Raw genomic sequence first — 18,829 nt, 5'->3', positions numbered from 1 at the left:
GGATGATGCACTTGTTCCGGCCTTCCGTCCTCGATCGACGCCCCTGATCGGCTGTTGCGGCGCATCAACCGTAAGACCCACTCCGGGTGCGCGGAAAACTACACGTCACGCCCTTTCAGCGCTCGTCCGCTACGCGTCGTTCCAATCAGATTTGCATGGATTTTCCAGGGTTAACGTTGCTATCCGCGCGATTTCGGTCAACGTGGTTCGCGCCAAGGTCTTGGGACTCCTCGGCCCCGGCGTACCGACATATCTCTACGCTGCGTTGCGCCAGCCTCTTGCCTCGAGTGGGCTGTCACGACTTCTTCGTACGCGGCAGCGCCGCATTCAGAAACGGATTGAAACTGCTCGACCTGGCCGGCGTATCGGCTTTGTTCGAGCGACGTCGCTTACCTGGTTGTGCGCTGCCCGATAATTGCGCCAACAGTTCGTCCGTGCCGGTGTCTTCGTCTTCGTCTGCGTCGGACGTTTTCCTGCTTCTGGTACGCCGTGGTTCAGCCTCCTTGGCGGATTTGCTCGCAGCGCTAACCGAAAGCACGCTTTCCGCGATGTGTTCGACCACCGTCATGAACGACGTTGAAGCCGACTGCAGGTCATCGCGCGGAAGCATTGTCTGGACGACGATTTCATGCAGCGAGCGGCCGTCGACTGAACGGCCAGTGGAAGTGCCATGCCAGTCGGCACCCGCCTGCGCGAACGCGCCAATGACGCGCTCTAGCACCGCTGGCGACAGAACGCCGCCGTCGTAAAGGCTAATGACCACCCGCTCGAAAATTCCAAATGCAGTTGATGGAGAGGCTTTCGGCACGAGTTCTTGCTCCTTGATGGTCCCGTTGTTAAGCGCCTCGCAATGAGGCGGCCCATACCTCATGAACTGCACTCTGGAATGTACCGCCATCGCGGGAACAGGCGTTGCTCGCTTCGTCTGAATTCAGTCCACGCATGCAATCGCGCGATGTACCCATGAAACAAATTGGCGACGTACGCATAGGCATTTCCGGTTGGCGCTACAAGGGATGGAGAGATAGCTTCTATCCCCATGGGCTAAAACAGGCCGCCGAATTGCAGTTCGCGTCGTCGCTTTTCCAGAGCATTGAAATCAATGGTACGCATTACAGCCTTCAGTCGCTCGACAGTTGGCGGCGTTGGTATGCCGAGACTCCTGCCGACTTTGTCTTCAGTGTGAAAGGTGCGCGGTATCTGACGCACCTATTGCGTTTCCGCGACGACAGCGCGCGAGTCGCCACTGCCAACTTTCTCGCGCAGGGCCTGCTCTCGCTGAACGAAAAGCTCGGGCCCATTCTGTGGCAGTTCCCGCCTTCGTTCCGCTTCGAATTGGCGGCAATGGAACGCTTTTTACGTTTTCTGCCGCGCGACACCGCCGCCGCGCTCTCTTTGGCGGAGCAACACGATGAGCGCGTCAAGACGCCGTATATCGCGATGGACCGCAAGCGAAGACTGCGCCACGCCATCGAGGTACGCCACGCCAGTTTTATGGACCTTGCCTTCGTCGATCTGCTCAGGGAGTACGAAACCGCGCTGGTTGTCTCCGACTCGACCGAACCGTGGCCGCTGGCCGAAGACGTTACCGCTGACTTCGTCTACATCCGACTGCACGGCACCGAATCGCGGTATTCCGGCGCCTACACGGACGAAGCGTTAGACGACTGGGCCGCCCGGATCGATGCATGGCGCCGCGGTTCGCAGCCAGCCGACGCGCGGCTGATCGCGCCGCACCTTCGTCCACCCACTCGGGCGCGGCGGGACGTATACTGCTATTTCGATAACGACGCGAAAACACATGCGCCCTTCGACGCGCAACGGTTGATGGAACGGCTTGACTTGCAGGCAGCGCAATCGGCGGCGTAAGCGCAAGGCGCTCGGTTCAGCGTGGGCTAAGCCATCAGTTGGATCGCTTGTGCTTGCGACTCAGCTTGTCCGCGTCCTGAAGGGCCGAGACAATCGCGTCATACGCGCGTTGCCGCGTTGCGGCATCCGGCGCGCGCAATGCGAACGACGGATGATACGTCGCAACAACCGTCCGCTCGCCGTGCTCGATCGTTTTGCCGAGCGTGTCCTGTAGCCGCGCGTGCGAATCGTCCAGCACCGCCTTTAGCGCAGTAGCGCCTAACGCAACGATCACGAGCGCCGCTGTACTCCGCAGTTCCTGTTCGAGCCAGTATCCGCACGCTTCGATCTCCCGCTGTCCCGGCGTTTTGTGCATGCGGCGCTTGCCACGCGGCGTCCACTTGAAATGTTTGACGGCGTTCGTCACATAGACCTTTTTGCGTTCCAGCCCGGCCTCTTCGAGTGCCTTATCGAGCAGTGCTCCCGCTGGTCCGACGAACGGTCTGCCCTGCAAGTCTTCGGCGTCCCCCGGCTGCTCGCCAATCAACATGATTGCCGCATGTTTCGGTCCTTCGCCGGCCACCGCTTGTGTCGCATTGCGCCATAGCGCGCAACGGCGGCATTCGTCTAACGTCGCCGGTTGCTGGTCATGCTCGACATCCGGGTCGGCCTGCGCGCTGCCGCGCGGACGGATCTTCGGTTTGTCTTCAGACATGGTCGCTTGTGGGGAGCCGAAAGCGTTGCGAGGCGTCGGAGGATGCAACGCCTGCTGTTGAATTGCATACCGCTATGCCTCGGTCTGGAAGCAAAACACAGGCCCGGCTGATGGATGTTCACCGCGTGGCGCGCCAATGCTGGGGGCATCGGTAATTCCGCTTGTGTCCTGCCCTAGCGCCCGACGGTATGCATCTTGCGGTAGGTTCAAAACATCCGCCAACTCGGGTCGACAGGAGACCGGCATGACCACTCTAAAAATCGAACGCCTACGTCCCACCCAGATGACACACGGCGCACGGGAGGTCCGCGAAAAAATCAAACAATACAAAGCGCTGAGCGGGCACGATCTGGAGATGGCCATCGCAGAGAAACCGATACCCGTGGTCTACGGGCCGAACGACGCGCCGTTTGCGATCGATCATCATCACGTAGCCGCCGCGCTCTGGCACGTGGGCATCAAGTCCGTGCCGATTGTTTTGGTCAGGGATCTGTCCTCCTATTCACAGGCGTCATTCTGGCTCAGCATGGAAAACGAACGATGGACGTTCCCGTACGACGCTGAAGGCAGACGTCGGCCGTTTTCCGATTTACCAGAACACATCTGGGCGCTGGCGGATGACGAGTACCGCAGCCTCGCAGCCGCAGTCCGCGATGCCGGCGGCTATGAAAAAACCAGTGTCCCTCTGGAAGAATTCCGATGGGCCGACTTCTTTCGCTCGACTCTGCCGCGGCCGGACAGCGACGAGACATTCGCCGCGCAAGTGAACGAAGCGATCAGACTGGCAAAGAGCAACGCGGCACTAGGATTGCCCGGCTACCTCGGTCCGGACACGGACGGTTAGCCTCTGCACCACAGGAACCCGCGGGCGTAAGCCGAATGGAGATGAAACCGCCATGAAACTCGTCAATTGGAATGTTCAATGGGGACGCGGCGTGGACGGCAGGGTCGACCTCGCCCGAATCGTGAGCGAAGCGCGCGCGCTGTGCGATTTCGACATCCTCTGCATGCAGGAAGTCACGCGCGGTTTTCATGAGGACCCAATGTCGGGAGGTTTGGCCGGCGGCCCCTCCGCCGATCAATTCGCCGAACTGGCCGCATTGCTTCCGCAGTTCACGGTGCTCGACGCAGTGGGATCCGATCTTCCGGCGCTCGGCGCGAGCCATCATCGCCGTCAGTTCGGCAATGCAATCGTGACGCGATTGCCCGTCAGGCAGGTGTTGCGCCACTCCCTGCCGTGGCCTGCGGATCCCGCCAAACCGTCGATGCTGAGAGTGGCGCTCGAAGCCGTGATCGAAACCCATATCGGCGCGATACGGGTGGTCTCGACGCATCTCGAGTTCTATTCGGAGAAACAGCGGCTCGCGCAACTCGCCCGATTGCGGGAGCTGCACAGGGAAGCATGCGATCACGCACGAGCGCCCGCCAAGGCGGAAAAAATCGACAGCCCGTTTTCCGACACCGCGCGGCCTACGAGCGCGATTGTCTGTGGCGACTTCAACAGTGCGTTTGAAAGCAGCGCGTATTGCCGGATGCTTGAACCGATCGCCGATGCCCCGTGTTTTATCGATGCGTGGGCCAGCGCCCACCCTCGCGCGACGCGTGCCCCGACGGTGGGTTTATATGATCACGAGCAGTGGCCGGATGGTGCATTCGCCTGCGATTTCATTTTCGTAACGGACGACCTGACATCACGCGTTGCGGCTTGCGAGGTCGATCCGGACAGTCAGGCCTCGGATCATCAGCCAATGTGGCTCGAATTGCGTTAGGTCCTCCATAGCTAACGAAGTGTGTGCGGATCGGACTCGTCGTTGAATATTTGCGCAGCGCCTCGAAGAAGACTGAGTGCCTGACGTTCCGGCGGCTCGGAAATTGCTCGACCCTGGACACTTAAGGCAGCGAGCCGACGGGAGAACAGCATGGAATATCAGAGTCGCAACGCCGGCTCCCGATCCAGCCGAGCAGGCAACGCAGTGGCCGTCATGAGGGACGCCGTCGAACGATTTTCGTCGGACCGGTGCGCGATGATGGGTGCGAGCATCGGCTTCTACTCCGCGTTTTCGCTGGCTCCGACCTTACTGATCGTTCTCGCGATTACGGGCTGGTTCGTCGGCCGCGACATCGCACAGGGCCAGTTCTTCGGCCAGATCAGGCAGTTGCTCGGCAACGAGGCTGCCAGTGCGATGCAGGCTGTTGTCGAACACGCGCATCGTTCGAGTGGCAGTGGCGTGGCTGCGGCGTTCTCTGTCGTGCTGCTGCTCATCGGGGCTTCGGCGACGTTTTCGTGCCTGAATACGGCACTCGATGTGGTCTTTGCGGCGAAATCGCCTAAAGGCCTAGCCGGCCTGGCATGGGTGATACGGGCGCGACTCGTCTCGCTCGGCCTGCTCATGGGACTCAGCTTTCTGCTGGTGGTCTCGCTGGTCCTCGACGCCGCGATACAGACAGCGGGCCGTGCTGTATTTGGCAGTTCGACCCTTAGCGTTCTTGCCGACGTCGCGCAGTCTATTTTTGGCCTCGTGATAATGACTTTCGGACTGGGAGCGCTGATCAAGTGGCTACCTGACAAGCGAGTCAACTTCCGCTCCGCCTTGATAGGAGGAGCCGTCGCAGCGTTGCTGTTTACCGTGGGCAGGCACCTGTTTGGCCTATACCTCGCCCACGCGGGAACGGCGGGCGCATTCGGCGCAGCGGGCTCGCTTGCAGTGCTGATGATGTGGCTATATTTTTGCGCCGTCGTTTTTCTTTTTGGCGCGGAGGTCACTGCTTCGCTGGGTCAAACGCCGAAAGACGGCAACGCCGCGGACGTCAAGGCTCGCTTGAGCGCAGCGCATTGAATGACCAAAACAAAGACCGGTGAAGTTGGGACATTCAAGGCCGCGAGCGTCCTGTATCAACGCTCTAGCGAGTGAGCCGCATGTGCGCTCGCTCGCGCCCGCGCAACGCCGGCGCTACCGTTTTTCTCTACCTGCCGCATCCGCATCGCCGCCGGGCACGTCCTGCAGTTGCTCTTCCGGCGCAATCCGGCCGCCCCGCTCCCGATCCGCCGATTGATCGACGTTGGGTTCTGGACTGCCCTGCGCATCATCACCCTCGGCTTCGATCTGCCGGCGCGCTTCCTCCCAGTGCTTTTCGGCGTTGCTGTCCGGCGACGGATCATTTTCCCAGAGCTGATACGCCCGGGTGCGAATGCGAGCTTCGAGATCGTTGTCCATGCTGCGTTTCTCCATAAAATTCGGCTGCACCGCGCTACAGACGGCGTGCGGCGATGCGCGCCGATATCGCTGCCTGTCCGGCGCCTTGCCGCCGTTCGCAATCGACTCGTGCGCGATGGCAGTGAAGGCGAGCTGCGCGCCGACCAGAGCTACTGGCTCGCGCCCGATGCGCCGGCACTCATGCCACTCGCGGCAGACGGAGCGCTCATTGCTCCCGTGCTGCTGCCGGCATCAGCACCTGCACCGCTGCTGTTGTCGGCGCGCTTGCAGCCTGCGCCACCCATCGTCAGTATCGCGATTGCCGTGATCACCATGACGTTCCTGAAGTTCGGTTTCATCGCTGAATCTCCTGCATGGTTCGGGGTCGCGGCCAAACAACACGCCGCCCCTCCTCAACGGTGCAATAAGCATGCCCATAGATGCGTCGCGAAGATGCGGTTTTCATACGGCCTACGATGCTTTGCACAAATTGCAACGCAGCGTAAAAATTCGCGGGCACACGTGTTTTCTTCTATAAACCGCTAAGGGCTTGAGCCCAACGAAATCGCCCGTTGCCCTTCTATCGACTAAGCAGTCGCAGCATGGCAACGCATGCCACGCCCCGGCGCACAGAATGTTGTCGATTTCGACGCGCAATCCTAACGTTCGATGAACTCGCGGACTATAACGATACTCATACAGCGGACGTCCTGCGAGCGGCCGATCGGCTCTGGCTCCTGTCCCGCATGACCGGCCATCCGGAGTTCAGTATGCAATCGACCGACGAGCAAATCGAAGCGGCACCGGACGATCCCGCCGTGCAGGGGATGACAACCCGGGACAGCGCACCGCTCCAGCACGATCGTTACCGGCTCACCGTGCGTGCAAAGGCAGGCAACTTGAGGGTCGTTGCCGCGTGGCAGGTTTTCGGTTGCGAGGCGCCCCAGGCGGATCACGTTCGGATCCGTGTGGATCGCCGTCACAGCTTCGAAGAAATGACCATTACGTTCGCGGCAGTGTCGCCCGATACACTCGCAACGATGGTGGGCCGCCTGGTCGCGCTCCCGTGGGCGCTCGATGCGTACTTTTGTCCCTGCGCATTGCCTCAGGCGTAAAGAATTCCCTGCTCGCTTCCGCCGCCTGACGAGTACCTTGCGCGCACGCGTGCCGCGCTCGACGGATCACCTGGAGAACTCAGGAATCCGTGTCCGCCCTCGGCGATGACGCACTGTTGCCGATGCCGTTGTGTCCACCCGGAACACCGATTCCGCTGTCGTCCTTGCGCGAGCATCCGCTGCACGACGCCGCAATGACAACGATGAGAAGAATTTTCGTCAATGTGCTGACCATTGTGATCTCCACTCGCATAGCGCACGAGATATCGCGCGTGCGGCCCCTGACCATGCGCGGGCGTTGCAGCCTGCTCACGGACAGATGCATCGGACGGATTGCTCGCAGGCGCTTCGGATGATGTCCACGCACACGCCGGCTCATTTCCCTTCGATGTCGCCCCAGCCCTGAGCACCAATCAACGGTACAAAACGCACGAGGTCGAGCATTTCCTCGTGGTAAGTCGTGCTGCTGTTACGAGTCAGCCGGATCAGCCGCTGATGCTCCGGGCCCGGACCCACCGGCATCACGATCCGGCCGCCAATCTGCAGTTGCGCGCTCCACGCCGGCGGCACGCCCGGGCCGGATGCGGTGGCGACGATTGCATCGAACGGTGCATGCGCCGGCAGTCCGAGTGTGCCGTCCGCGGTGTAGACGTTCACGTTGTCGTAGCCGAGTGTACGGAGCCGGTCCATCGCGCTCTCAGCGAGTTGCGGATGACGCTCGACCGTATCGACGTGTGCAACGATTTCCGCGAGCACGGCCGCCGCGTAGCCGGAACCTGTGCCGATTTCCAGTACACGGTCGTCCGGCTTGAGCCGCGCCGCCTGCAGCATCCGCGCTACCATGAACGGTTGGGTGATGGTCTGGCCGGCTTCGATCGGAAGGGCTGCGTCCGCATAAGCCCATGCGCGCAGATCAGGACTCAGAAAGGCCTCGCGCGGCACGCGCCGCATCGCGTCAAGAATGCGCGGCTCCGCAATGCCGCGCGCAATCAGTTGCCGCTCGACCATCGTTTCGCGCGACACCGCCAGATCTTCATGCACAGTGCTTCTCCCCTTGTTGTGCAGCGGCTCGCTGTACCGGGGGCTGCCCAACCATACATCACCATAGCGCGGAAAATGCCACAAGGCATGACCTGAGAAAGAAGACAGGTGTGTTCACGGCAGAATTCCGATTTTGATTCACACCCCTATCTTTTTTCAGCAACTGACGTGCCTCAGGATCGCTTGCACGTGCAGCTCATCACGCCCGGCTACGCAGATAGAAGCGCCGGTCGACATGGGCGAGGATGCTGCGCGACAGACGCGCCGCGCGTCCCTGAATCATGCGATCGCAGGCGCGCGAGAACGCATACGACGCGGCGAGCACGGCCAGCACGGTCGCGACGAAGAGCACAAGCGACGTCTCCCGGCCGCTCTGCCCGAACACGCCCTCGAAAAAGTGCAACGTCGCGTAGACGCAGATGAAATGCCACAGGTAGATACCGTAGCTTTCGCGGCCCAACGCGTCGGCACAACGGCGCATGTATGTACCGCGAGCATCGTCGCCCGGCGCGGACCGGTTGCGCGAGCAGACGAAAAGCAGAAACGCGACTGCGCTGCATGCGGCGAAGACCGGCGCGAGTTCGTGCGCTTTCGCGAGCCACACGCCGAGCGCCGCCGTCCCGAGCGCGAAACCCGAGGCGAGCGAAAAAATCAGCCACGTCGTGCGCCGCGTCACGCTGGATCTGCCCGTCAGATGCGGGCGGAATGCGTACCACGCCCACATGCCGACGATGAAGCATGGCCCTTGCACCGGCGGCCAGAAATAGCTGAACGAGTTGTTCGTTACATGACAGTCAAGCGTGCCGTGACAGTCACCGATCGACAGTGCCACGACCGACAGCGCCAGCAACGACACCGTCGCGATCAGCAAGCGCGTGCGGTTCATCGCGACGAAAAACAGCAGCGGCGCGATCAGATAGAACAGCATCTCGACACCGATCGACCAACCGCCCGGCACCACGTTGTTGATCGCAGTCGGCGACAGCGCATGCAGAAACAGCACGTTGAGCAGAATATCCGTTGCGCCGTGGGCACCGAGCACCCATGCGGGTTCGTAGCCTGAGCGCGTCGCGCCGTAACTGATCAGTCCATACACGGCGATCGCGGCGTAATACATTGGGGCAATGCGAAAGAAACGCTTGATATAGAAACGCAATGTCACGTGACGTGGGCCCGCGCAACGTTCGTGGTCCGCTTCAAGCGTCATGAAAATCGTGATCGCGCTGATCACGAAGAACAGTTGCACGCCGTATTGGCCCATGCGCGCCAGCAGCGTGACGCTGTGCGGCAGATTGGGAAACTGGAACGACAGGTGTACTGCAACGACACCGACGATCGCGAGCGCCCGACCGACGTCGAGCGCGGCAACACGTCCTTTTTCCATCGATACGTCCTCCTCGCGGTTCATGCCGCCCGCTCAGGCGGGGGCGAGCTTCGTGGACAAGGCACGGTTCGCGGAAGTTCCTACTTTTTTCGCTACTGAATGGCGCTTGAGAGTTCGTGCAATCGATCGGGTTTCTGATCGTGTCGCGATGAACGGGGTCGTGAACGGCGTCGGCGTTGCGCTTGCGCTCGCGGTTGTGCGGTTCCTGTGGCGTGCGTGGCGTCCGCGGTCGCGTCGATCAGATGAAGGGCTATCGCGACGTCGCCCGCAATCCGGAGGGCCGCTGCATTCCGGGGCTCGTCATGCCCCGGTGGGATGCCACGTTCTTCTTCGCCAACACGGAGATTTTTCGCGAGCGCATGCTGCAGACCGTGCGCGAAGCGGCGACAAAACCCGCATGAATCGCCCTCGCAACACTTCTTTCCTACTGTCGGACGGGCGTTAAATCGCTATCTGGAGTCGCATCCGGTCGGATGGCACGGATGGGAGGATCACGCGTACGCGTGTCGCGTTATAGAAGCGGCGTGGTGGCGGTTGTCCTGGCTTGGGAAATTCTGCTGGTCGAGCTGACCAGCAGAATCCGCGGGCGATCACCGCGCCTGCAAGCGCGGTAGCGCAGCTCAATGCCGGGCGCTGCTCCAATGCCGCCAGTAGTGATGGTGCCCCATCTGTCTGAGTCGTTTTCGACGCATTTGCTCCTGGTGATAGTGAGCGGCGACGAACACGGCTGCCGTCGCCATCACGAACGAACCTACGGCGATTGCCACTGCTTCATTCATCGGAACCTCCGTTGCTGACTATCGGCTTCATTGCAGGTGTTGCCCGCCGTTGATGGCAATGTTGGCTCCGGTCACGAAACCGGCTTCGCGCGAGCACAGGTACAGCACAAGTGCGGCGACTTCGTCGGGCTGTCCGAGCCGGCCGACCGGAATCTGCGGAATGATCTTCGTCTCGCGAATCTCTTCGGGCACCGCCATCACCATCTTCGTCGCGATGTAACCTGGCGAGATAGTGTTGACCGTGACGCCTTTCTTCGCCACTTCGAGCGCCAGCGATTTCGTGAAGCCATGCATGCCGGCCTTGGCCGCCGCATAGTTGGTCTGACCGAAGCCGCCCTTGGAGCCGATGATCGACGACACGTTGATGATGCGACCCCAACCCCGTTCGACCATGCTGTCGCACACCGGCTTCGTCATGTTGAACACCGAATCGAGGTTGGTTCGGATTACCGCGTCCCAATTGACCTTGTCCAGCTTCTTGAAGCTTGCATCGCGCGTGATGCCGGCGTTGTTGATCAGGATATCGACCGGTCCGACTTCTGCTTTGATCTGCGCCATGCATTTTTCGCACGAGTCGTAGTCGGCGACATCGACCGCGTACGCGCGGAACTGTCGTCCCTGGGCTTCCATCCGTGCGAGCCACTCGTTCGCGCCGGTGTTGGCCGGCGAACAGGTGACCACGACCGCATACCCGGCGTCATGCAGCTTGACACTGATTGCTTCGCCAAGTCCGCCCATTCCACCCGTCACCACCGCGATCTGCTTTGCCATCGAATCGTCCTCGCAAAAAATTGGCCTCGTAGATAACTTGAGCCACACTGCATTCAGTCAAGAACTTGATGTATTGGAAACCGGATTCCGCCGCTCCCTAAGTATTCCTTCATATAAATCGAGTGCGGCAACGCGGGCATCGCTGCCCGCGTCGGCCTTATCCCTTCGCGCCGGCGGCTGCGGGAACCTGCTCGGCGTTGCGTCGCGCGGCCTTTGACGCGGTGGCCGTAACCGCATCGAAATTATTTCCGGCGACCTGCACGGCCTGTTGCCCGGTCTTCTGCAGCGTTTCGTACAGAGTCGTGGTGGCGCCGATCGCGGATTTCCACGCAGCGATCGCCGCTTCGGAACCTGCCGGAGCATTCTTCGCCGCTTCCTCGACGAATGCCTGCACACGGGCGTTGTACCGCTCGTACTGCGCCTGTGCGAATTGAGTGACTTCAGCCTGCGTAGTCGATGCGATGTCGAACACTTGCCGCCCGTATGACAGCGATTTTTCCGTGAAAGGTCCGGTGAAACCCGATTGCAGCGCGAACCACTGCAGCGGGTCTGTCGTGCCGGGCGCCTTCGTCATATTCTCCTGCGCCTCGGCCAGCGTGGACCTGACGACCTGCAGGTTCAACGCGGCCAGTTTTTCAGCGCCTTCAAAGACCTTCCCGGTCAATCCGAAGAATGCGTCGAAGCTGGCCTTGGCGGCAGCGGCTTGCTCGGGACTCGATAGAGCCATGGTTGAATTCCTCAAAATTCGATCCGATGCACGAAACCCCCGGTCGGACGGGTGTGTTGCGACGGATCGCGATGGTGGATAAATCAAAGCGCAAGGACGCCTGTCAGGCAGAATGCGTCGCGAGAACTTCGACGGTCGTTACATCAACAGGCACTACAAACCAATCCGCAACTGAGACGTTTCGTTCATGACTGTTTCGTCGGCGCGTTCGCCGGGAGGCGCACGCCGCAGATGGCTAGCGCATCCGGGCGACGGCCTTGAGAATGGAATCGCCATCGCTTGTGACTTGAGCACGCGGGCGTCCTGAGGCAAAGTTTTCCAGTGATATGAGTTGCCGCTCCAGCAGCGTATCGAGCTCAGCGCGGCCCAGTTCGAGCTGGTCCGGCGCGTCCTTGACGAGCATCAAGGTGGCGAATTCATGGGGACTCAACATAGCGTCTCCTCGATTTAGTCTCTCTGCGCGGAGAGCATCAATTGCCTCTCCTGCGTGAATGCCGGCAAATATTCCTGCCGCCCCCTCCGTGACGCAATCATGCGAGAAATCGAATCACGGAGACGCCATCATAACCGCTCAATTTTTGAACGCAATATGTGAAATGCTTTTTTTACGGCCATCGGTTTTCTTTTTATATCGGAGGACAACGCGCTGCATGTTCTGTCCGTCAATGTCACCACGGAGAAGCCCGACCGGCATGGCTTTCATTTATCAGGCATGCATATTATCGTTTTAATAGCTCACTTACTTAACAATGCCAATTCAACAGGAATCTATTGATCGATTTATATGTGAATATCGTATTTATAGGCCGCCAGCGTATTGTTATCATTACTCCAGAATTGCGAAATATTTATTACAGCGCACGGATTGGGCTCGTTGCGCCGGGGTACCAGATGGGCTACCGCTCGGAGCGCTCGGCGGGCCATGTCGGCCGTCTGTGGTTTCGCTGAGAGCAGTCAAATAGTGGCTTGAGCGGATACGTTCTGTGTCTCCGACAGAGGTATCATGGTTGTTGCTGGTCACGTCCGCGCAGGAGGAAATCATGCCCTCAACCCCGACCACACGCCCCATTCGCCGGCCAGGAATTCCGGACCATCCCGTCCGCGGGGTTACGCCGGGCACACGGTCGCCGGCTCCTAAACCTGCGTCACGCACCAAGGTCGATCTTCCGGATGCCGCGGAAGCGGAGCCGGTGCCGCACGAGCATCTGCCGCCCAGGTCGGATGACAATTGAGCGCTTTGTGCGTTTGGCGTAATGCCACCCGCCGCGTTCCATTGAGCCGACCTGGACAAGCACGCAGAGCTCGGCGGCAATTACAACGCGGCGGCCAATTCAGGATCCGCACGTGGACGTGCGTTGCAGTCGGCGAAACGAACGGCCAGGTCGGAGATCGCTCGGACTAAATTTTTTTGCAAACCTGGCGTCTTTTCCAGAACCAGAAGCATCGCTGACAAGTCTCACGGATACCCTTGTGCATATCGCTGGCCCCTGCTCCGCGCGGCCAGTTCGACCACGAATGATCTATAACGATATGGCGTCGCGGAGTCGACGGGCTGCGTGCTGCCCGGCCAACCGACCCCGAAGTCGGCAATTCACCCGCGGAGGTTTAGCGAATACAGCCTGACGAATCCATGCTTTGTCTGTTCGAATCGCGCTTAGCAGGTATTGGAGGCAATCATGAAGTACGAGTACGGCGGCTGGGTCATTGACGCAACCCCGGATTTTTCGCTTGGTCAGTTCTTCGCGCATGCGCGGATCATCCGGGCGTCGCCTGACGACGATGTGGACACGGAAATGCACATCGAGCGCAATCTCGCCTGGTTCGAAACCGAAGACGAGGCAATCGAGGTCGCGCGGCAATGGGCGATCGATTGGATCGACGCCCGCGACGATAACCTCACCGTGACGAAGGCTCCTTCATTGAGCCGGCAGAACGATATGTCGGCGAAGGCCCAGGCCAGATGAAACTCCGCATACCGTGGTTCTGATGCCGGACGACTGACTGGCCCTGTGGCCATTGCGCAACGCCGTCGCCAGCGATGACCCAGGCTCGCTACACGGCAGACGCGGCAATACGGCGGCTCGCAAATACTCAGACGAGACACCTGATTGCTTCAGAAACGCGGATGTGTAGGATGGAATCAACGTCAGCGCTCCATGCGCGGCGTGTGTTTTCAGGCCGCAGCGATGTCTGCGGCTTTTTTTCGTTCGCGAATCTCGCCAGCATCTGCACGAGTCGTCCGGCGGCTTTGACTTCGAGGGTACAGACGATACAGGCGATACAGGCGATATAAAGGGCCGCCACAGGAACAATCCGCCAATCAGAACTGTTCAGTAACGAACCGTCGTCAGCGTGCGAACGTGTCGTCCACTACGCGCTGCCCGGCACTATATCCTGCCATGAGCGCCTCGGCCTGTGTCGGGAAGGGTTGCTGGATGGTTGCCCCGAGGCGGATCGGAGCAACCACGGGGCGCGTTGCGCCCACCGCGCCCATCGTTCTGACCTGCACGACGGCGACGAAGCCGCGCGGGGGCAGCAGCGTGACGCTGCCCGCGGTCTCCCACACCGGCTCCAGCTCCACGGTGACCTCAAAGCCTTTGTACCCGTAGATTCTTTTCATTGATGATCCTGCGTGTTCTGCCCGGCCCTGAACAGTGGAATGCCCCTGCTGGAAAGTGTACATCGCAGTTGCAGCATAGAGGCGAAGGGAATTTCCGAATAGTTCCTGCCGCAATATCAGGTTCGAAAACTGTTGCCGTTCTGACCGGGTTGGGGACCGCTTCACATGGGCTCAGAGCCTGTGTGCGATGGACGCGGAGAGCACACGCGTCATTCACATCATCCGCTTGACGGTCCTCTATTTGCGCGCACACTGCATATCTACGGTGACTGCCTCCAGCAAAGGAGACCAACCATGACCAAGCCTTTTCAGCAGTGGAAAGTCTTGCCGCACGGCAAGCTCACGGAATTCGACGAAAACGTACTCACCGTGACCGGCGAACTCCATATGCCGCTCACCGACCTCCCGCGACGTATGACGGTGGCACGTTTGAACGATTCGCGACTGGTCATATTCAGTGCAATTGCGCTCGATGAACTCGAGATGCAAGCGCTCGAAGACTATGGGCGCCCCGCCTTTCTGGTGGTGCCCAACGACCATCATCGGCTGGACGCAAAAATCTGGAAAGAGCGCTACCCGTTAATGCAGGTCGTTGCGCCCGAAGGGTCGCGGGCGAAGGTGGAAGAAGCGGTGCACGTCGACACGACGGACCCCGGCTTCGGCGATCCGAACGTGCAGTTCGTCACGGTCCCTGGAACACGTGGACATGAGGCGGCGCTCGTCATCCGCACGCAGAACGGTACGACGCTGGTATTGAACGATCTGGTCGGCAACATTCGCCATGAATCCGGGTTCGGCGGCTGGTTCCTGCGCATGATGGGGTTCGCGGGAGACGAACCGCATATTCCGAAGCCGGTGAAGCTGATCCTCGTCGCGGATAAAGAGGCGCTGCGCGCTCAGCTTCTGGAGTGGGCGGAACTCCCGTCGCTGAAACGCATTCTCGTGTCGCACGGTTCGCCCATCGAAGATGATCCGAGTCACACTCTACGCGCTCTGGCGAACTCGTTGGGGTAACACAGAAGCGCACAACAGCAGCGGCGCGCGGAACGTTACTGCGCCGCAAGCGGACTCTGACCCACGACGGTGCGTGGCCGCCCGAACCACAGCGATTTCCACCTCGAATACCGCAATGAGCGCCGTCAGCGCAGGTCGGCGCGAAGATCGCGCACTCCCCGTCCCAGGCGCTGACGCAAAAGTGTTCGTAACGTCGCTCCGTCGACGTAACCTACCTCGGCAGCGATCGCGTCGAGGCCGAGACCGCTGCCGTGCAGGAGAGACTGCGCACGTTCGACACGCAGATCCTGGAAGTAGGCCAGCGGCGATTTGCCGAGCACCTCCTGACACCGGCGTTGCAATGACCGCGCGCTCGTCGCCAGCGCGTTGGCGGCTTCCTGCAGCGAGAACCCGGCCTTGAGATGGTCTCGCGCCCACCGTTCGAAGCGAAGAATAAGCGGATCCGCCTGCGCCAGATGGTTGGGAATGATGTAAGGCGCCTGCGAGGAGCGAATATCGGCAAGCAGGTAACGGGAGACGACGGTCGCCAGTTCGGGGCTAGCCTTGCGTATCAACCACAGGGCGAGATCGAGATGCCCCATCGCCGCGCCGGCCGTCACGCCCACGTCTGTCGGCACCAGCATGCGAGACTCGTCGAGCAAAACATTTGGATAGCGTTGCCGAAATAGCGGACCGAGCCACCACGTCGTCGTCGCTTCCCGGTGATCGAGCAGTCCGGTTTCTGCCAGAAGGAACGTCCCGATGCAGGACGCGGCGATACGCGCGCCTTCAGCATGCCATTCCAGCAGTTGCGCCTTGGCTTTCCTCGCGTCCGGTCGATCGAGAGCTGGGATCAGCTGCTCCGGCGTTCCGGTATTCAGTGCAGGAACGATGACCCAGTCCGGCTTCAAGTCCGCGGTGACTGCGTGCACGGGTATGACCAACCCTTGTCCGGACCGAACCCTCTTTCGCACGCCGACGATCGACACATCGAAATAAGGTGTTCCGCCCATTTGCAGGGCTGAAAATTTATTGGCGAGCGTGAACGCGTCGAGCAGGACGGTGAGCCCGGTGTCGAACAATCCCTCAAGGGCAAGGATGGAAATGCGCATGGCGTAAACGACCCTAAAGTTGGCATTTACGACGATACCGGTTTTTCTGCCCGACCGCTACAGTGATCCCCGTTGTACATCCCAATGAAGATTGACTCAGGAGTTCGCTCATGAAAGTTTTCGCTATCGGATCGCTCGTTCAGCCGCTCACGCCAGACCAGCGCCAGCAGATCATGCCGAAGGAAGTTCCCGACACCCTCAAGCTCTACCTCGATGGCAAGATCGAACAGTTCTGGTTCCGTGAGAACGCGGCGGGCGTGATCTTTCTCATGGAAGTCCAGTCGGTCGAACACGCCAAGGCGGCAGTGGATGCGTTGCCGCTCACCGCTGCTGAGCTGATGAAGTTCGATCTGTTGCCCGTCGGCCCGCTCGCTCCGCTTGGCATGCTGATTCAAGGCAAGTAAGCATTGCCATGAACGGCGATCCATCTCAGCTTCGTGATCCTAACGAGCAATCGAATAAGGTTGCGCTGGCGATGGATCGCCCGCTTCGAAGGGCCGATTCAGAAAGATACCCAGCATGCACGACTTGATTAAGTCTTCCCTCGAAAAAACTCACGGCGGCCTCGCGTGGTCTTCGAGTCGGTCCCTCTTGCCCGCGCAATGGAAAACTCACCCGGCAAAAATGCGGTCTGTGCTTGAATCTATTCGATAAGCGGGATCGCGATTCTTGGCTTGATACATCGCGAAGTCCGCCTTCCTGATGAGTTCACACGAGTCCTCACCCGCATTCAGAATAGCAATACCGAAGCTCGCACCGACCGTCTCAACACCCCAACGTGAATTCAGGGGAGCCTGCAGAGCAGCGGTCAATTCGGTGACCATCCGTTCGATTACGTCGGTTATAGCGTCAGTCGTGAGTACAAGAAGGAACTCATCTCCGCCGAGGCGCCCTACTACGCCACGCTCCTGTACGGTAGCCTGGAGGCGCGTCGCCACCATAGCCAGCACTTCGTCGCCGCACTGGTGGCCGTACGTATCGTTGAGGTCTTTGAAGTTATCCAGATCGACAAAAATGACAGCGACTTTTCCGACCGCGCCCGGTGCCGCGATCGCCTCGTCGAGCAGGTCCACAATTTTGCCGCGGTTCGGTAAATCCGTCAGCCGGTCCGTTTGAGAAAGACGCCGCAATTCTTCTTTACCGTTGAGGAGTTTGACGATCAGAGCAGTAATCCAGGCCGATAATGCCGTGAGCATCACCGTGATGGTCGAGGCCATCGTCACATACACGCGACGCATCCTGTAGTAATCGTCCAGCGCCTCGTCGACGGAAAGGCCGGCGACGACGGTCAAACCATATTTCTCGAGATGGCGGCTTGCAACCACACGTTCGACATGATCGATCGGATCGGAGAAGTCGGCCAGCACCGTCTTGCCGAGTGGAACATAGCTACTCGGCAGCGCCTCGCCAGACCGGCTCGGTGAATTACCCGCACGACGCGACAACATGAACCCACGGCCCGACAAAACGGCAATCATGCCTCGCTCGCCCAGCGCGGCATTGTTGTAGAAGCCATCGGTCAGATAAGCCGGATCTTCCGAGACGATCACTACGCCGCCGAAACCTCCATCCGGGCGATCGATACGGCGGGTTGCCTGAACGGACCACTGCCTGGAAATACGTCCGATCACAGGCTGGCTGATGAAGAGCCCGATGTTGGCAGGGGAAAGGTGGACCCGGAAATGTTCCCGGTCCTTGAGATCGACCGTCCCCGAAAATGGCAAAGTCGATGCAATCACGCGGCCGTCGGCACCCGCAATGGTGACCTGTAATGCCGTGTCCGCGGTAATCAGCCCGTAGGCACGATACGCTGCCAGATCGAAGGTTTGCGGCGTACGCTCGTATCCGTATTTGACCAGCAACGCGATCTCGTCGACATCGTGGACGGTCTTCAACGTATGGGTTTCTAAAGCATCGGCCAGCGTGCGGGCAGCCACGCGTGTGTCGCGCATCACGGATGCTTTCTCGACCTGCAAGCGCAACAGTATGGTTACCCACAAGATGCCGAGGACCAGAACGGTCAGCGCGGGCACCAGAACGAGCGCGTGGCGGGAGGATCTGATGCTGTTCGTGGCGTAAATTGTTCGATCCATGGTTCATTTTCACACTGCACAGGCGAACGCGAATCTCTCAGTGCACCGAAAGTAACGGGCCGGCGTTTCTTAGGTCGCGCAATGCTTTAACGACAAACCTCGCAAAAAGTTTATTGTTTCTGGCGAAATAAAAAAGGACGATCGTATTGTCTGATGAAATAGATGAAGTGCTATACGCCGTAGACTGCGTATCAAATCGTCGGTCGATGACGGCTGCTCCGCGACTGGCACGCCCGGAGCCTAAACTTGGAACAGTCGCGATTCCGTTTTGGCAAACGAGAAACTTTTATATTCCATTGAATTCCGACAACTCAAATATTCCGCTACAAATAAATTATCCAGTGCAATGATTTTTCCATTATCAAATAACCTCCCGCTGCCAAAGCGAGCGACTCAATAACGAACTGTCGTCTCTTGGGATTCGGGAATGTGTCGCC

At 59.8% G+C, this 18,829-nt stretch carries 22 protein-coding genes; 10 read left to right on the top strand and 12 right to left on the bottom strand.

The features are described from left to right. Positions 1–295: 295 nt before the first annotated feature. Positions 296–808, bottom strand: coding sequence for a hypothetical protein (locus B0G74_RS07170; RefSeq protein ID WP_132374155.1), 513 nt, complete (start codon positions 806–808; stop codon positions 296–298). Positions 809–963: 155 nt separating this feature from the next. Here B0G74_RS07170 and B0G74_RS07165 point away from each other — a divergent pair, with 155 nt between their 5' ends. After that, a complete protein-coding gene (locus tag B0G74_RS07165; RefSeq protein ID WP_132374154.1) occupies positions 964–1,869 on the top strand; it encodes a DUF72 domain-containing protein in 906 nt (301 codons plus the stop codon). 34 nt (positions 1,870–1,903) lie between these two features. On the opposite strand, the gene B0G74_RS07160 is transcribed toward B0G74_RS07165, so the two are convergent. Then, positions 1,904–2,563, bottom strand: coding sequence for a UdgX family uracil-DNA binding protein (locus tag B0G74_RS07160; RefSeq protein ID WP_132374153.1), 660 nt, complete (start codon positions 2,561–2,563; stop codon positions 1,904–1,906). Positions 2,564–2,807: 244 nt separating this feature from the next. Between B0G74_RS07160 and B0G74_RS07155 the strand changes: the two genes are divergently transcribed. The 3 genes from B0G74_RS07155 to B0G74_RS07145 all read left to right on the top strand — a co-directional run bounded on the left by B0G74_RS07155 (position 2,808) and on the right by B0G74_RS07145 (position 5,400). Next, positions 2,808–3,407 (top strand): ParB/Srx family N-terminal domain-containing protein, encoded by a 600-nt coding sequence (locus B0G74_RS07155; protein WP_132374152.1) that lies wholly within the window; start codon positions 2,808–2,810, stop codon positions 3,405–3,407. A 52-nt stretch (positions 3,408–3,459) separates the two neighbouring features. Beyond that, entirely contained in the window at positions 3,460–4,332 is an 873-nt protein-coding gene (locus B0G74_RS07150; protein ID WP_132374151.1) for an endonuclease/exonuclease/phosphatase family protein, read from the top strand. A 150-nt stretch (positions 4,333–4,482) separates the two neighbouring features. Continuing rightward, positions 4,483–5,400 (top strand): YihY/virulence factor BrkB family protein, encoded by a 918-nt coding sequence (locus tag B0G74_RS07145; RefSeq protein ID WP_132374150.1) that lies wholly within the window; start codon positions 4,483–4,485, stop codon positions 5,398–5,400. Between the two features lie 114 nt (positions 5,401–5,514). On the opposite strand, the gene B0G74_RS07140 is transcribed toward B0G74_RS07145, so the two are convergent. Next, positions 5,515–5,778: a DUF2934 domain-containing protein gene (locus tag B0G74_RS07140; RefSeq protein WP_132374149.1), complete on the bottom strand. Its 264-nt coding sequence runs from the start codon at positions 5,776–5,778 to the stop codon at positions 5,515–5,517. Between the two features lie 108 nt (positions 5,779–5,886). Here B0G74_RS07140 and B0G74_RS07135 point away from each other — a divergent pair, with 108 nt between their 5' ends. Then, positions 5,887–6,303 carry a hypothetical protein gene (locus B0G74_RS07135; protein WP_132374148.1) on the top strand — a complete coding sequence of 139 codons (417 nt, stop codon included), beginning with the start codon at positions 5,887–5,889 and terminating at the stop codon, positions 6,301–6,303. A gap of 200 nt (positions 6,304–6,503) precedes the next feature. Beyond that, the gene (locus B0G74_RS07130) at positions 6,504–6,872 is read left to right on the top strand and encodes a hypothetical protein (RefSeq protein WP_132374147.1); all 369 of its coding nucleotides are present in this window, start codon (positions 6,504–6,506) and stop codon (positions 6,870–6,872) included. Between the two features lie 375 nt (positions 6,873–7,247). On the opposite strand, the gene B0G74_RS07125 is transcribed toward B0G74_RS07130, so the two are convergent. Together B0G74_RS07125 and B0G74_RS07120 are read right to left on the bottom strand one after the other, a co-directional pair. Further along, entirely contained in the window at positions 7,248–7,913 is a 666-nt protein-coding gene (locus B0G74_RS07125) for a protein-L-isoaspartate(D-aspartate) O-methyltransferase (RefSeq protein ID WP_132374146.1), read from the bottom strand. A gap of 199 nt (positions 7,914–8,112) precedes the next feature. Next, positions 8,113–9,297: an acyltransferase gene (locus B0G74_RS07120; protein WP_132374145.1), complete on the bottom strand. Its 1,185-nt coding sequence runs from the start codon at positions 9,295–9,297 to the stop codon at positions 8,113–8,115. A gap of 242 nt (positions 9,298–9,539) precedes the next feature. On the opposite strand from B0G74_RS07120, the gene B0G74_RS45690 reads away from it, so the two are divergent. Then, on the top strand, positions 9,540–9,698 hold the full coding sequence (locus tag B0G74_RS45690; protein ID WP_165923827.1) for a hypothetical protein: 159 nt from the start codon (positions 9,540–9,542) through the stop codon (positions 9,696–9,698). Between the two features lie 219 nt (positions 9,699–9,917). On the opposite strand, the gene B0G74_RS45685 is transcribed toward B0G74_RS45690, so the two are convergent. The 4 genes from B0G74_RS45685 to B0G74_RS07105 form a co-directional block, all read right to left on the bottom strand. Next, a complete protein-coding gene (locus B0G74_RS45685) occupies positions 9,918–10,076 on the bottom strand; it encodes a hypothetical protein (RefSeq protein WP_165923826.1) in 159 nt (52 codons plus the stop codon). Between the two features lie 27 nt (positions 10,077–10,103). Next, complete coding sequence (gene phbB, locus B0G74_RS07115; protein WP_132374144.1) at positions 10,104–10,847, bottom strand: acetoacetyl-CoA reductase; 744 nt, start codon at positions 10,845–10,847, stop codon at positions 10,104–10,106. Positions 10,848–11,004: 157 nt separating this feature from the next. Then, on the bottom strand, positions 11,005–11,574 hold the full coding sequence (phaP, locus tag B0G74_RS07110) for a TIGR01841 family phasin (protein WP_132374143.1): 570 nt from the start codon (positions 11,572–11,574) through the stop codon (positions 11,005–11,007). Between the two features lie 235 nt (positions 11,575–11,809). After that, positions 11,810–12,007 carry a hypothetical protein gene (locus B0G74_RS07105; RefSeq protein WP_132374142.1) on the bottom strand — a complete coding sequence of 66 codons (198 nt, stop codon included), beginning with the start codon at positions 12,005–12,007 and terminating at the stop codon, positions 11,810–11,812. A 1,243-nt stretch (positions 12,008–13,250) separates the two neighbouring features. Here B0G74_RS07105 and B0G74_RS07095 point away from each other — a divergent pair. Continuing rightward, positions 13,251–13,538, top strand: a complete 288-nt coding sequence (locus tag B0G74_RS07095; protein WP_132374140.1) for a hypothetical protein — start codon at positions 13,251–13,253, stop codon at positions 13,536–13,538. Between the two features lie 383 nt (positions 13,539–13,921). On the opposite strand, the gene B0G74_RS07090 is transcribed toward B0G74_RS07095, so the two are convergent. After that, positions 13,922–14,194: a hypothetical protein gene (locus B0G74_RS07090; protein WP_132374139.1), complete on the bottom strand. Its 273-nt coding sequence runs from the start codon at positions 14,192–14,194 to the stop codon at positions 13,922–13,924. Positions 14,195–14,488: 294 nt separating this feature from the next. On the opposite strand from B0G74_RS07090, the gene B0G74_RS07085 reads away from it, so the two are divergent. Continuing rightward, entirely contained in the window at positions 14,489–15,208 is a 720-nt protein-coding gene (locus B0G74_RS07085; protein ID WP_132374138.1) for a hypothetical protein, read from the top strand. Positions 15,209–15,333: 125 nt separating this feature from the next. Here the strand turns inward: B0G74_RS07085 and B0G74_RS07080 are convergent, their stop codons facing one another. Then, the gene (locus tag B0G74_RS07080; RefSeq protein WP_132374137.1) at positions 15,334–16,299 is read right to left on the bottom strand and encodes a helix-turn-helix domain-containing protein; all 966 of its coding nucleotides are present in this window, start codon (positions 16,297–16,299) and stop codon (positions 15,334–15,336) included. A gap of 110 nt (positions 16,300–16,409) precedes the next feature. Here B0G74_RS07080 and B0G74_RS07075 point away from each other — a divergent pair, with 110 nt between their 5' ends. Continuing rightward, entirely contained in the window at positions 16,410–16,703 is a 294-nt protein-coding gene (locus B0G74_RS07075) for a hypothetical protein (protein ID WP_132374136.1), read from the top strand. 207 nt (positions 16,704–16,910) lie between these two features. Here the strand turns inward: B0G74_RS07075 and B0G74_RS07070 are convergent, their stop codons facing one another. Continuing rightward, positions 16,911–18,392, bottom strand: a complete 1,482-nt coding sequence (locus B0G74_RS07070; RefSeq protein ID WP_132374135.1) for a sensor domain-containing diguanylate cyclase — start codon at positions 18,390–18,392, stop codon at positions 16,911–16,913. Between the last annotated feature and the right edge of the window lie 437 nt (positions 18,393–18,829).

Origin of the sequence: Paraburkholderia sp. BL9I2N2 (genome assembly GCF_004339745.1) — a bacterium.
Taxonomy (GTDB): Bacteria; Pseudomonadota; Gammaproteobacteria; order Burkholderiales; family Burkholderiaceae; genus Paraburkholderia.
This window is presented reverse-complemented; position numbering and strand designations above follow the sequence as displayed.